This window comes from Flammeovirga sp. OC4 (assembly GCF_000812565.1).
Taxonomy (GTDB): Bacteria; Bacteroidota; Bacteroidia; order Cytophagales; family Flammeovirgaceae; genus Flammeovirga.
In genome coordinates this window covers 21,048-34,574 of the sequence record NZ_JTAM01000077.1, presented here as the reverse complement: position 1 = coordinate 34,574, position 13,527 = coordinate 21,048, and the positions used below count along the sequence as shown (strand labels likewise).

Sequence of the window (13,527 nt, the reverse complement as noted above, 5' to 3'; positions counted from 1 at the left end):
TTTTAAGATTTATTTGTTGAAGTAGCAGGAACGTTATTTTTATTTAGCAATAAAAAAGTCCTACTCTTGGGAGGAGTAGGACTATATATTTTCGATTTGGGGCTTACAATAAACCTAGTTTACGGGGTAAATACAACGGTATTCACCTTCGACTTAAGATTTGTGCTGGGATTACTCAGCAGCTTCTTCAGTTGACTCTTCTGAAGCGTCCTCTGCAGGAGCCTCTTCAGCAGCTTCTTCAGCTTTTTTTGCAGCTTCAGCAGCGGCAGCAGCAGCAAGAGCTTCAGCTTCAGCCTTTTTCTCAGCTTCTTCAGCAGCCTTACGAGCAGCGATACCTGCTTCTAATTCAGCTTTAACAGCAGCTTCAGCAGCAGCTTTCTTAGCCTCTAAATCAGCAGCATAAGCAGAAGATCTTTCTGACATCCAAGCGTCAAATAATTGATCTGCCTCTTCTTGTGTTTTTGCACCTTTGATAACACCAACTTGAAGGTGTTTCTTGTACATCGCACCAGCTTTAGAAAGAACCATACGAGCTGTATCAGTTGGTTGAGCACCATCTAATAACCACTTTGCTGCAGCTGCAGGATCGATATCGATAGTTGCAGGGTCAGTGTTAGGGTTAAAAGTACCTAATTTCTCGATGAAACGACCGTCACGTGGAGCTCTAGCGTCTGCTACTACTACGTTGTAAATAGGTCTTCTCTTACGGCCACGACGTGCCAAACGGATTTTTACTGCCATTTTTTTAAGCAATTTGTGTGTTGGAAAGGAACTCGTCCTTTATGACACAGTTAAACATTGAGGAAACACGTTCCCCTTAAAGCGGTGCAAATATAATATAACTTGCTGAATTCTACCACCTAAAAAAGAAAATAAACAATAATAAACCTTTATCAACCGTGAAAAATGATAATTGAACTATTGCTTTTTAGGTAATTCATTGATAATATCTTTAATATGTTTCTTTTTCAGATAATTAGAAGAAGTGACCATTCCAGGAACAAGATGTCTAAAAACTACTTTTCCAGTTTGCCCATTTGTAATAGTGATACACTTTTCTTTTGATAAGTAATTCGTAAATGTGATATAATACATTGGTTTGTTGTCAAGAATTGCAGCTTCTAATTCTTTCTTACTTACAATTTCATAATCATATCTATAATCTTCAAAGAGGTCTTTAATGTGTTCTTCGCCTGATATTCCTTTTTTATTGGCTCCTAAATAATCATGTACATATAAAGTGTGATCTATCAGCTGTACCATTTCTTTCGATACTATTGATATTTCAGGTATTCTTGATCTTGTAAATAATTGATAGTTCTCTAGATCCTTATTCAGTTTCTGTATGTAATTTTTAAAGTGACCTAATGAGAAATTGACCATTATATCCTTTTTATACAGAGTGGATATTAGGTCTCTATCAAAATAATTTACATCACCCTCTATACTCATAAAGATTTTCACCCATGGGGCATGATATGAATTATAAGCATCATTTATTCTTTCATTTTTTTTTGATGTCTTATAATTTTTGCTTCTTATCTTTTTAAGTACCCCTTTTAATCTTGGATCAAAAGTTCTTAACATCAATTCCGGATATACCCCCACTACTTGTTGTGCTCTCGTCGTTTGATCTACTCTTGTTACAGTTTCTAGAACCAAATCAAAAACGGCATATTCATCTGAAATATATTGTTCACAATTGTAGGCTTCTGCAGGAATAACTTTGAACTTATTAAAAGTCCAATACTCTTTTAGAATGTCATGATAATGTTGAGGTTCAATATAGTTTGGCATTACAAAAATTGTGGTTCTACTTTTAAGGTCTTCAATCTTCTGTTGATATTCCTTATGTGTTTTTTTTGTATCTGGAGCCTTTTGTGTCGGTATGTATTGTGCTTTTAATGTGCTACAATAGCATATCAAACCTATCAATAATAAGTAATTTTTCATTATTTAATGAAGTTGATGTTGGCAGTAAATTTCACCTCAAATACTGAAGGTGAAAATTTTGTAATGTTCGTTATATTATTGAACTCTTCAATCTCTGTGAACTCTTTAGAAGGTAAGAAGTGGTAGTTTGCAGCTATCTGAAAAAACGAAAAATTCATACCTACCTCTGGTGAAAAACCGATCATGGATTTATAGTCGGTATATTCGATGTTGTACATTCCAATACCTAGCCCCACATGAGGTCTTATTTTGTCTGTACCCAAAAAATACTTTCCTTTTAAAGATGTTTGCGTAAGTGGGTAGTCTAAATTCATACCAGCCAAAGTTTGGTACTCAATACCTACAGACCATCTATTGGTTATGTTGTAGTAAAGGTTAATAAAACTCGATATAGATCTTGAAGATTCGTCTCCTTCATAGGTTTTACCACGGCCAAAACCAATACCAAGCCCGATAGTTAACTTTTTAGAACTCGGCATATTTTTTTCATTGAAAAATTCCTTCTTACCATCTTCATACTTGATGAGGTAAATTTTTTTCTTCTCGATTGTGAAACTTGGCCCTTTCTGATTATCAAATTCTTTGTATTCTATTTCTTTTTTAGAGACCGTGATGATTTTGGCTTCAATTTCATCTCCATCATGTAGTACTAAAACATCTTGTGCGTGAACAGTCTGTACAGTAAAGGCCAATAATAATAATGACACATACAGGAATAAAAATTTCATCTTATACTTAATTTAAATAATAAAAAAATAGCTTAGTACCTACGCTATTATTCAATAGACTGCTAGAAAAAATAGAATGCATTTAAATCATACAATAGTAGTGCTCTAGAAAATAATAAGAAGTCACGTAAAAGTAATAAGCTCAAAAAATCACTCAATAATACAATTTATATTGGTCTAAATCAATGTCATCAAATGTAATTTATCTTGATTTATTTTACTTATATTAATAGTAATAGTTGTATCTCATTACTAATTTTGTAGAAAAAAATATAAACATGAGTCTTACAATAATTCTTATCATATTAAATGTTGGTATCAGTTATTATGCTTGGCAAAAACCTGATGTGTTGAATAAAATGATGATGCAGCCGTATATGGTGCAAAAGCAAAATCAATGGTACCGATTTGTATCTTCTGCTTTTGTACATGGTAGCTGGACACATCTCTTTTTCAATATGTTTACACTTTTCTTCTTTGGGAGTAATATTGATAGAATTTTCCGTCAAATATTAGGAGATGCGACTTTGGGAGCTATTGCCTATTTTGGTTTATTTATTTTAGGTGCAATTGTAGCAGATATACCAACTTATTTCAAGCAAAAAAACAATTATCACTATAGATCTTTAGGAGCTTCTGGGGGTGTTGCAGCTATTATTTTTGCGAGTATTTTTTACATGCCCACAAATGATATTTGTTTGTATGGTGTATTATGTTTTCCAGGGTTTATTTGGGGGGCAGTTTATTTGATTTATACACAATATCAAACGAATAACATCGATAGTAACATCAATCATTCCGCTCACCTATATGGTGCATTATTTGGAATTGTATACGCCATTGCAATTTGGCCTTCTTCAATATCTAACTTTATCAGAGAAATCGCCTCATGGAGTTTTTAGAAAAAATCCGTCTTTCTGTCAAACATACAGTCACCCATAGAATATTAGTACCTTTACGTACTCTACTGAGACAAGGATTGACACCTTCAAAGTTAGCTTGGAGTTTTGCTGTGGGGTTATTGATTGGTTCATCACCTTTATTGGGTTTTTGTACATGGATTTGTCTGATTGCTGCTTCCGTATTTCGTTTAAATCAGTTGGCAATACAAATTGCTAACTATGTGGTTTATCCTTTACAGGTGATTCTGATTGTACCTTATATAGAATTAGGGTCTTCTTGGTTTGGGAAAAAAGCGGAAGGAGTCACCTTTGAAAAATTACAAGCAAGTATAGAAGCAGGTTTGATAGAAGGTTTAAAAGAAATAGGTTTTTTGATGCTTCAAGGTGGAGCTGCTTGGCTAGTTGTGGCGGTAATTTTAGTATATCCTATACAACTCGTTTTAGAAAAAATATTTAGTAAGATGTTGACAAGAATGCAACATCTTGAAAAGGCAGAACAATAGCAATGGACTTTTCAACGCAGCTTATCAATTGGTATGAGCAAAACAAAAGAGATCTCCCTTGGAGGCATACCAATGATCCTTATAAGATTTGGCTTTCAGAAATAATCTTACAACAAACAAGAGTTCAGCAAGGATTGCCCTACTATGAGAAGTTTCTTGAAAACTTTCCAACAGTAAAGGATTTTGCAGAAGCTGATATTGATAAGGTTCTTCATTTATGGCAGGGCTTAGGCTATTATTCTAGAGCTAGAAATATGCACAAGGCGGCCAATGAAGTTATGGAAAAATGGAGTGGAGAATTTCCAAACAATTATAAGGACCTATTGACACTAAAAGGTGTTGGGAAATACACTGCAGCTGCCATAGCCTCTTTTGCTTATAAAGAAAAAGTAGCGACTGTAGATGGGAATGTTTACAGAGTGCTATCAAGAGTTTTCGATATCAATGAAGATATTGCTTCGGGAAAAGGACAGAAAGTTTTTTCTGAAGTAGCCAACGATTTGATTTCAGAAACCTCACCAGATATTTTCAATCAAGCTTTAATGGAAATGGGTGCAATTCAATGCGTCCCTAAAAGCCCAAAATGTGAACCCTGCCCATTTGTGCAACAATGTTTGGCAAGGGAAAATGGCAGCATTGGGAACCTTCCTGTAAAACTCAAAAAAGTAAAGGTAACAGATCATTATTACCAATACCTTGTTGTGGAGTACAAAGGGAAGTTTGTCATGAAAAAAAGAGAAGGGAAAGGGATTTGGAATGGTCTTTATGATTTTCCATTAATCCATAATTCGGATCAAGTTAATGCTTTGGATAAAGAACAGTTACAAGAACAAACATCTTTAATGCTTTCATTTCCAATTCATTATCAAAAGTCAGAGTCGTATAAACACATTCTTTCTCACCAGAGATTATATATCGATTTTTATCATATCATTTTAGAAGATGAAATTGAGCTGTCAAATGGTCAGTTTGATTATAAATGGTACGATATTGATGCCATAAAAGCCATCGGAAAACCGATTATCATAGAGAATTATTTGTCGAAATATATTTATTAAGTATTTTGTTGTTTAGAAGAAAATCTTCACATTTTACATCATTATACTTAATGATTCATATTTTATTATTATCGAAATTTAAAAACAAAAATGGCCGGAGTAAATAAAGTCATATTAGTAGGTAACTTAGGTAGAGACCCAGAAGTAAGACACCTTGAAGGAGGTGTTAGCGTTGCTACATTCTCTCTTGCAACAACTGAAAACTATACAGATAGAGACGGGAATAGACAAAGCCAAACAGAGTGGCATAATATTGTAATGTGGAGAGGTTTAGCCACTATTGCTGAAAGATATTTAAAGAAAGGTAGTAAAGTTTATCTTGAAGGTAAATTAACTACCCGTAGTTATGAAAAAGACGGTATCACTCGCTATGCTACAGAAGTTGTAGCTAGAGATATGGTAATGCTTGATAATAGACCAGAAGGACAAGAAGGCGGAGGTTATGTTCCTCCAACTGCTGCAGACGCACCATCCACTGCTGCTGCTACAACTACTCCATCGGCTCCAAGTTCAAACGTTGCTGCGACACCGACTCCAGATTTAAGTTCAACGGAAGGTAGCAACGACGACCTACCTTTCTAATAGATTTTTGATTTTAAGAAATATACATGGAAGGTGATCCTTTAATACCACTATTAGGGTTTATGCTCAATGAAATACCATTGGGACCAACGCTGATAGTGGTGCTTTTACTCATTACTTCTGGCTTGATATCAGGTTCAGAAGTCGCATTTTTCTCCTTAACTGCTGATCAAGTTAAAGCATGTCGTGAAGACGATGACAATATTGGCAAGAGTGTTTTTGCTCTTTTACAAAAGCCGCAAGAGCTTTTAGCTACTATTTTGATCTGTAATAATTTTGTAAATGTTGCCGTGGTCATGATCTCCACTTTTATTGCATGGCAAATTGCAGATCAAGTTAATGTTCCAAGAGATGGCATAGAAATTTTTGTTTCTCTGACATTTGTGGTGACAGCATTAGTAGTCTTCATTGGTGAAATCGTACCAAAAATTTATGCTACAAACAATAGCCTACTTTTCGCCAAAAAGATGGTGGTATTTTGGGTCGTAGCAATTAAAATATTCAAGCCTTTTGCCTTTATGCTAACAAGTATGGGTAATTACATGGAAAAGGCTTTAGCTAAAAGAAACTATAACCTGGAAGTTTCTGTTCAGGAAATAGACCAAGCAGTAAACCTCGCTACCGATCAATCAGATGATAAAGCAACGGAAATGTTGAAAGGTATCATACGTTTCGGTTCAAAGACAGTAAAGCAGATCATGGTTTCAAGAACGGACATGAATGCTTTGGACAAGTCGATCGATTTCCATGAATTAATGGACAACATCAATAAGTCACGTTTTTCAAGGTTACCTGTTTATATAGATACTATTGACTCCCTTTTCGGGGTATTATATATCAAAGACCTTCTTCCTTATTTGGATAAAAATGAACATTTTGAATGGCAGCGTATTGTACGTAAAGACATTTACTATGTACCTGAATCAAAGAAAATAGACGAACTTCTTCGAGATTTTCAGGAGAGAAGAGTACACATGGCCATTATTGTAGATGAATATGGTGGAACAACGGGCTTAGTGACTTTAGAAGATATTATTGAGGAAATAGTAGGAGAGATCAATGATGAGTTTGACGCAGATTTGCTTGAAAACTTCCAGAGTGAGGACGCATCATTTATCTTTGATGGAAAAACTTCTTTGATTGATTTTGAAAGGATGGTACTTCTTGATCCGGACTATTTTGATAAAGTAAAAGGTGAGTCGGAATCTTTAGGAGGGTTGATGCTGGAATTGTTACAGGAAATGCCATCAACTGGCAAAGAAATAGAATACAAAGGCATCACATTTACGATTAAAGCGGTGGACAAGAAAAGAATAAAAACAGTCCATGTGCGATTCCATGATGAAGAACACATTAAAAGACTTCAAGACGAATTTAATGAGGAAGATAATTAACAAACCTACTTTTTAACACTGTTATGAGATCATTTTTTAAACGAGTAATAGTGCCGCTTTTATTAAGCATATTAGCTTACAGTTGTGGCTCCACAGCAGAAGAGGCTTACTTCCCTAAGCCAAGAGGTTTTCATAGAATTGAGTTACCGGATCAGGAATATAATATTGATGAGTTCAGTAAAGAAGAACTAAAAGGTTATCCTTATTTATTTGAGGTAGCTTCTAATGCGATCATTAAACCAGATGAGTCTTTTATGTCTGAACCGTATTGGATTGAAGTACAGTACCCATCATTAGATGCAATAGTAGATATTTCGTATAAAAAATTACCTAATTACGACTCTTTAGTAGGTTATATCAATACCTCAAACACATTGACATTTAAACACAATGTTAGAGCATCTGCGATTGATGAATACACCACTACAACTGAAAAAGGATACTCAGCAGTGATGTATGAGATAGAAGGTGATGTTCCAAGTCAATTCCAATTTTTTGTAACAGATTCTACACAGCACTTTTTCAGAGCTGCATTGTATTTTCCAACTTCCACTCAAAATGATTCATTAGCTCCGGTTATTGAATACATCAAAAAAGACATGTTGCATATGATGAACACCTTGGAGTGGCAGAAATAGTGGAGTGCTTCTCTTAACTGAAATTGTATTCGTGTTGGATTAAAAAACAAGCAACTTGAATGGTTTTTTGAAGGTATTTCAAACATCCATCACTTTTTACGATATAGTTAAAAATATCCTGATTTTGGAGTTCAGCAATGACCTCTACATCTTCTTGTGCTGAGATAACAATGACCTTTACTTTTTTATCAATCTTTTTAAGTTGAAAAATTAATTCTTGACCATGAAAATCAGGAAGCATTAAGTCAGCAACTACCACATCAGAAGGAGATTCAGAAAATTTGTGTAACAAGTCAGTTCCGTTTTTAAAAAAAGTAACCTCAACATTTTTGATTTGTTGTAAGGCAAGTCTCATTAACATGGTTTCAGTGGGGTTATCTTCTACGAAGTATACTTTAAATAGGTTTTCTTCCATGACGATACTGTTTAGTACAATATAAATTCGGTACTCTTTATTGTTTTTTAATTGGGTTAACACTCAAAATTTGAGAGAAGTAAAGTAACTTTAAGTACTACTACTTAAGTTACAAAAATTAGGCAGACAATAATTATAACAGTATGTGATATTTGTGTATTCTTTCTACGATTCTTTTTAATCAGAATAGAATACAACTTTTATTTGTAATAAGTACTCAATCATATAAATACATAGAACTTAAAAGAAGATGAAAAAATATAGCATTATAGTAGCAGGTGGTAAAGGTACTCGAATGCAAAGTAGTACCCCAAAGCAGTTTATTGAGATAAACGGTCTACCTATATTAATGCATACCATCAATAAATTTAAAGAAGCTGACCATTCTATTCAGATTATTGTAGCGTTACCCAAAAATGAAATTCCAACATGGGAAACTTTGGTAGAAAAACATGCTTTTACAACTCAGCACCAAGTAGTGACTGGAGGTGACTCAAGGTTTCAGTCTGTTGACAACGCATTACAATATATCCCAAATCAAGATGAGTGTTTAATTGCAGTACATGATGGCGTAAGACCGCTTGTAGATGTTAGTGTGATTAATCAGAGTTATGTTGATGCTGAACAATACGGGTCGGCTATTCCTACTGTAGCCATTAAAGAATCTATCCGTAGAGTAACAGAAGAGGGGAATGAAATGGGGAACCGTGATGAGTATAAATTGGTACAGACACCACAAACATTTAGAGGAGATGTCATATTCCCTGCATTTGAAAATGGATATGTTCCTTCGTTCACTGATGATGCAAGTGTAGCAGAGTTTTCAGGTAATGCTATGCATCTGTTTGAAGGGAATTATGAAAATATTAAGATTACAACACCAGAAGATTTAAAAATAGGAGAGGCACTAATCCAATAAGTTTTCTCACTTTTATAATCTGTTGAAAACAATAAAGCTGACTTTGTTATTACAAGGTCAGCTTTATTGTTAATAATATCTCTAAGCTAAGAAGCTTTTAACAAGGTATTAGTTATTAATATTCGTCTTCGTTGAAGAAGAAGTCATCCTTTGTAGGGTAATCAGGCCAAATTTCTTCAATACTTTCGTAAGGCTCTCCATCGTCTTCAAGTTCTTGAAGGTTTTCAATTACTTCAACAGGAGCTCCAGTACGATCAGAATAATCAATTAGCTCATCTTTTGTTGCCGGCCATGGCGCATCTTCTAAATAAGAAGCCAATTCTAAAGTCCAATACATATGAATATATTTTATTTTAAAGTCTTACATTGATAATGCATCAAACCCCAAATCTAACAGCAAGTGTTCTGCACTTCAAGGTTAATATTAATTCTTGCGAAAATACATTTTTTTTCAATTTGTCAATTTCACAATAGAATTTATATCACTAATTACTTAAATCAAATAAAAAGGTTACATTTTAAGATATAAAAGTGCAAAATCATTTAATTGACATATACAATTCTTGATTTGTAGACTCCATTGAGGTCACATCCTTTTACCTCAAGTGGAATAAAGCCAGAACCGACTTTTCTAAAGTGTTTCTTTCTCCATGAACCGTCAGATTTTTGTAAGTACATAGTGACTTCTACCTTTTCTCCTTTTGGCGTAAATACTTCGCCTTGCTTGAAGTAAGTGCCTACAATACCTTCCTCACATTCTTTCAGAGGAAATTTTTCGGTTACACGAAACCTAGGGCTTTTACCTTGGCCCTCGTGTTTTTCTTTTACTTGTGATACACTAGGCATTCTTTTACCAGAGTTATAAGCATAATCTGCCAAAGCATAGTAGTTGCCCGTGTAATTACAAGAGGATAAGTCTAATTTCACTACACCTCCGCCTTTTCTTTTGAATTCTTGTTTTGTCCAAGATCCATCATAATTCTGTAAGTAAATATAAACATCAATATATTCTTCAGAATTAGCAGATCTTACTATTCCTTCTATAAGATGTAATCCACCTAAAGGACATGACTTAGGAACTCCTTGTTTGATTACTGTAAAAGTAGGACGACCATTTTGATCTTCTGAAAAAAATTCTTCCAAAGAACTAAATAGAATCAAAGAGAAAATGGAAAGAGTATATAATATAGTCTGCATGGTGATAAATCAACAAGTTTTATGCAAAGTGTTTCGAAGGATCTACTTACGTATTTATTAAAGAATTTAGATTTAAGCGAACAACAAAAAGTAAGTAGAGTTATTAACGTACTAATATAAAAAAAGTATATTTAAAACTACTCAAAAACTGTACACAGTTAATGTTTTGTCACATTAAATTTGCCGTTTTGAAAGGATTTTAAAGATTTCAACTTTATTTCTTCTAACACAAAATTCACCTAAATAGTTTATTCTAAGAAAAATACAAAAAAATCAAACTTACTGCAAATCAAATAAATAGCGACTAAATGTAAATAAATGTGAATTTAAATGTTAATAAACTTGAATATTATAATCAAATAGGCTTAAATTTACAGCATACAAAGCATTGAAAATACTCATTGCTACTTTAACTCGTTACTTTCTACATGACATTTTTTATTGTAGATAATAAAATATCTACATGTTGTTTGTTCACCCTAATCGCTATTTACTCATCGCTACTTTTTTACTATGAAAAAATAACTTGCTACTATCTACAAGGCACTTTTTAAGGTGCCTTTTTTATTTTAATATAGTGAAAACAACCCTTCTATTTTCTTGTCTACCTTCCTTGGTTGTGTTTGAATCGATAGGCCTTTCTTCTCCAAAACCATAGGCATCTAGCCTTGATTCATGAATTCCTTTTTCAACGAGATATTGCTTCACGGAATTCGCTCTTGCTTTTGACAATTCTATGTTATACTCTTTTGTATCCACATTATCAGTATGACCTTCTATAACTAAAATCCAAAGATCATTTCTATTCATCATCACTGCTAAACGGTCAAGATCGAAGAAAGATTCGCTTCTGATACTCGACGAATTTGTATCAAAGTTTAGGCTTGTCATAATGAAAGAAGCATCCTCAGAGTCATCCTTTAGATCAACCGTCTCCATGGGTTGTAATAATAAGTTATGGTCAGGATCGTCTGTTAGAGTGACGCTGCTACCAATATAGTTTTCATCATCTACATAGATGAGGTATTCTTTGTCTTGAGGGACGGCAATTTGGAATTCACCATTATCTGCTGTTTTTCTCTTAAAGATTTCTTCACCTTCAGCAGAAACAATTTTGATGGACAGGTTAGGTATACCTTCACCATCTGGGTCGACTACTTTACCATGTGCAAAAAGCATGGGTATTGGCCTTACTGCTTCAGGAATTTCTAGCTCATAAATATCATCTCTACCATAATTTTCTTTTGCTTTAGAAGATACAACAAGTGCTTTGTTACCGACAGAGGTAAGATAAAAAGCATCATCATCTACACCATTGACCGAAATGCCAAGATTTACAGGTTCACTCCACTTGTCCCAACGTTCAGGGTCTAATCTTTTTGACATAAAAATATCATAACCACCTAGCCCTGGGTGCCCATCTGAACAAAAGTATAATGTTTCTTTATCGGGATGAAGGTAAGGGTTCTTTTCAGCAAAAGGAGTGTTGATCGTTTCCCCAAGGTTGATTGGTTCTCCCCAAGATCCGTCTTCTTTTTTGACAGATACATAAATGTCAGTATTGAATTCTCCTGAACCATGAAAATATAACCCATCATCAGGGTAATTGGGATTGTACCCACCAATTCCTCCTGGTCGATCAGAAGTGAAAAATGCAAGATCGCCTTCTAATGATAAACTTAAGCCTGCTTCATAATAAGGTGTATTGATGGGATACTTAAATACATTGACAGCACTCCATTTTCCATCTTTCATTTTTTTAGAATAATAGAAGTCTCCTTTTCCAAGACGACTTTCAGTATTCCGAACATAAGAAAAACGTTTTATTTTACTGTAATTACCGTATAATAATAATGTCCGTCCGTCTCCACTTACCCCAAGTGGTACTTCATGTGATTCAGTGTTGACCTCGAAAACTTCTTCGGCAAAACCCCATTGCCCCGTTATATGATCTTTTTTAGATACATAAACATCTTCGCCTGATTTAGCAGTCTTGCGAGCAAAATATAAGTATTCTTCATCAAGAGTGATGACAGGTTGATATTCTCTGGCCACAGTGTTGACATTATTCCCTAAGTTAACAAGGTAGCGAGGTGTTTCTTCTCTTGTAAATAGCTCAAGTATTCTATCAAAATAGTCTTGTTGTTCAGGAAAGAGAGGTTTGTATTTCTTATAAATGTTTTGGACTTCTTCAAAATCATGTGCTTTAAATGATGGTTCAGTCATTTTCTTGACGGCAATTAAAGCAACATCCATGGGAGCCATATGATGAATAAATCGATCATAAAGACCTTCATTCTCTACTTGACAACCACCATCATGAATATTAAGCTGACATAAAACCTCTATGATGCTTAGTTTTTCACTCTCTGCAAAGGATTTTATTTTTTTATACCCCTCTGCTTTATACATATTTTCTTTTGTGAAACCATATTCCTTACCATAATAGATAGGAATGATGTTTTTGAGTTCATCTTTAGAATAGAGTTCTATGATTTCATGACAATACCTTTCAAACATATGACCTGATTTATCACCGTATTGTCTTAATGTTGTATTAGTGAGGTATTCTTTTAAAACACCTTTTCTTAGTTCATTTACTTTTTGTAGATAAGGAGACTTAGGGTAATCTTCAATATAGTGGCCACATTGCTTGATGAAAATTTCTCTCAATGCCATCAATGTATCGCCTTCCATGATACGATTATACACTTCCGTTCTATACAATTGATTCGTAGGTCTACGATAAGGAGCTTGGTTTAGGTAAGCAAAAGCTTCAGATTGAATTCTTGAAGTTAAAAAACCTGTGATCTCATCACTTGTGACTGACAAGGATTGTCTAATTCTTTTTTTCTCCTCTTCTGTAAGTTTCTTATAATTTTCAGATGCAATTAATGACCATTCATAGGCTTCTTTAAAGTCTTTGAAATAGCCGTCCATATTTACAAATCGGATATTTACTCGATTTCTTTTTTCATCTGCTTCTACTTTTTCAAATAATTGATTCGCTAAGGCAAATTGAGATAGTACAGCATTAGAGTCTTTTTCTAAAGATAATCTGAGGTCTACGATTGCCCCTTCAATATTTCCTTCCAATATTTTTTGCAGTGCATTTTCCTCATGAATGTTCTGTGCTTTTATGATATTACAAAGCAAAGGAAATATTAATAAGGTCAGTAGTATTCTCTTAAGCATCTAAAAATATAGTTTTTTTAGGTTTAGTATTCATCAAAATCGT

The 13,527-nt window shown here is 34.1% G+C and carries 14 protein-coding genes; 7 read left to right on the top strand and 7 right to left on the bottom strand.

Features of this window, described 5'->3' with window-relative positions; all coding sequences use genetic code 11:
- Positions 1–171 precede the first annotated feature (171 nt).
- From PL77_RS25435 to PL77_RS25425, 3 genes are all read right to left on the bottom strand, one after another.
- Positions 172–741 (bottom strand): 30S ribosomal protein S16, encoded by a 570-nt coding sequence (locus PL77_RS25435; protein ID WP_044211613.1) that lies wholly within the window; start codon positions 739–741, stop codon positions 172–174.
- A gap of 177 nt (positions 742–918) precedes the next feature.
- Positions 919–1,953, bottom strand: a complete 1,035-nt coding sequence (locus PL77_RS25430; RefSeq protein WP_044211612.1) for a hypothetical protein — start codon at positions 1,951–1,953, stop codon at positions 919–921.
- Positions 1,953–2,681: a hypothetical protein gene (locus PL77_RS25425; RefSeq protein WP_044211611.1), complete on the bottom strand. Its 729-nt coding sequence runs from the start codon at positions 2,679–2,681 to the stop codon at positions 1,953–1,955. The genes PL77_RS25430 and PL77_RS25425 overlap by 1 nt, the downstream gene beginning before the upstream one ends.
- Before the next feature lie 278 nt (positions 2,682–2,959).
- Between PL77_RS25425 and PL77_RS25420 the strand changes: the two genes are divergently transcribed.
- The 6 genes from PL77_RS25420 to gldD all read left to right on the top strand — a co-directional run bounded on the left by PL77_RS25420 (position 2,960) and on the right by gldD (position 7,758).
- Positions 2,960–3,583 (top strand): rhomboid family intramembrane serine protease, encoded by a 624-nt coding sequence (locus PL77_RS25420; protein ID WP_253274020.1) that lies wholly within the window; start codon positions 2,960–2,962, stop codon positions 3,581–3,583.
- A complete protein-coding gene (locus PL77_RS31040) occupies positions 3,571–4,086 on the top strand; it encodes a DUF2062 domain-containing protein (RefSeq protein ID WP_052444725.1) in 516 nt (171 codons plus the stop codon). The genes PL77_RS25420 and PL77_RS31040 overlap by 13 nt, the downstream gene beginning before the upstream one ends.
- Positions 4,087–4,088: 2 nt before the next feature.
- Complete coding sequence (gene mutY / locus PL77_RS25410) at positions 4,089–5,144, top strand: A/G-specific adenine glycosylase (RefSeq protein ID WP_044211610.1); 1,056 nt, start codon at positions 4,089–4,091, stop codon at positions 5,142–5,144.
- Between the two features lie 90 nt (positions 5,145–5,234).
- The gene (locus tag PL77_RS25405) at positions 5,235–5,726 is read left to right on the top strand and encodes a single-stranded DNA-binding protein (protein WP_044211609.1); all 492 of its coding nucleotides are present in this window, start codon (positions 5,235–5,237) and stop codon (positions 5,724–5,726) included.
- Between the two features lie 26 nt (positions 5,727–5,752).
- The gene (gene gldE / locus PL77_RS25400) at positions 5,753–7,120 is read left to right on the top strand and encodes a gliding motility-associated protein GldE (protein ID WP_052444724.1); all 1,368 of its coding nucleotides are present in this window, start codon (positions 5,753–5,755) and stop codon (positions 7,118–7,120) included.
- Positions 7,121–7,143: 23 nt separating this feature from the next.
- The gene (gldD, locus tag PL77_RS25395; protein WP_044211608.1) at positions 7,144–7,758 is read left to right on the top strand and encodes a gliding motility lipoprotein GldD; all 615 of its coding nucleotides are present in this window, start codon (positions 7,144–7,146) and stop codon (positions 7,756–7,758) included.
- 13 nt (positions 7,759–7,771) lie between these two features.
- On the opposite strand, the gene PL77_RS25390 is transcribed toward gldD, so the two are convergent.
- Entirely contained in the window at positions 7,772–8,173 is a 402-nt protein-coding gene (locus PL77_RS25390) for a response regulator (RefSeq protein ID WP_044211607.1), read from the bottom strand.
- 250 nt (positions 8,174–8,423) lie between these two features.
- Between PL77_RS25390 and PL77_RS25385 the strand changes: the two genes are divergently transcribed.
- Positions 8,424–9,092 carry a 2-C-methyl-D-erythritol 4-phosphate cytidylyltransferase gene (locus PL77_RS25385; protein ID WP_044211606.1) on the top strand — a complete coding sequence of 223 codons (669 nt, stop codon included), beginning with the start codon at positions 8,424–8,426 and terminating at the stop codon, positions 9,090–9,092.
- Between the two features lie 115 nt (positions 9,093–9,207).
- Here PL77_RS25385 and PL77_RS25380 read toward each other — a convergent pair whose 3' ends face one another.
- From PL77_RS25380 to PL77_RS25370, 3 genes are all read right to left on the bottom strand, one after another.
- Complete coding sequence (locus PL77_RS25380) at positions 9,208–9,429, bottom strand: DUF2795 domain-containing protein (RefSeq protein WP_044211605.1); 222 nt, start codon at positions 9,427–9,429, stop codon at positions 9,208–9,210.
- A gap of 206 nt (positions 9,430–9,635) precedes the next feature.
- A complete protein-coding gene (locus PL77_RS25375; protein ID WP_044211604.1) occupies positions 9,636–10,289 on the bottom strand; it encodes a hypothetical protein in 654 nt (217 codons plus the stop codon).
- A gap of 564 nt (positions 10,290–10,853) precedes the next feature.
- A complete protein-coding gene (locus PL77_RS25370) occupies positions 10,854–13,484 on the bottom strand; it encodes an OmpA family protein (RefSeq protein WP_044211603.1) in 2,631 nt (876 codons plus the stop codon).
- Positions 13,485–13,527 lie beyond the last annotated feature (43 nt).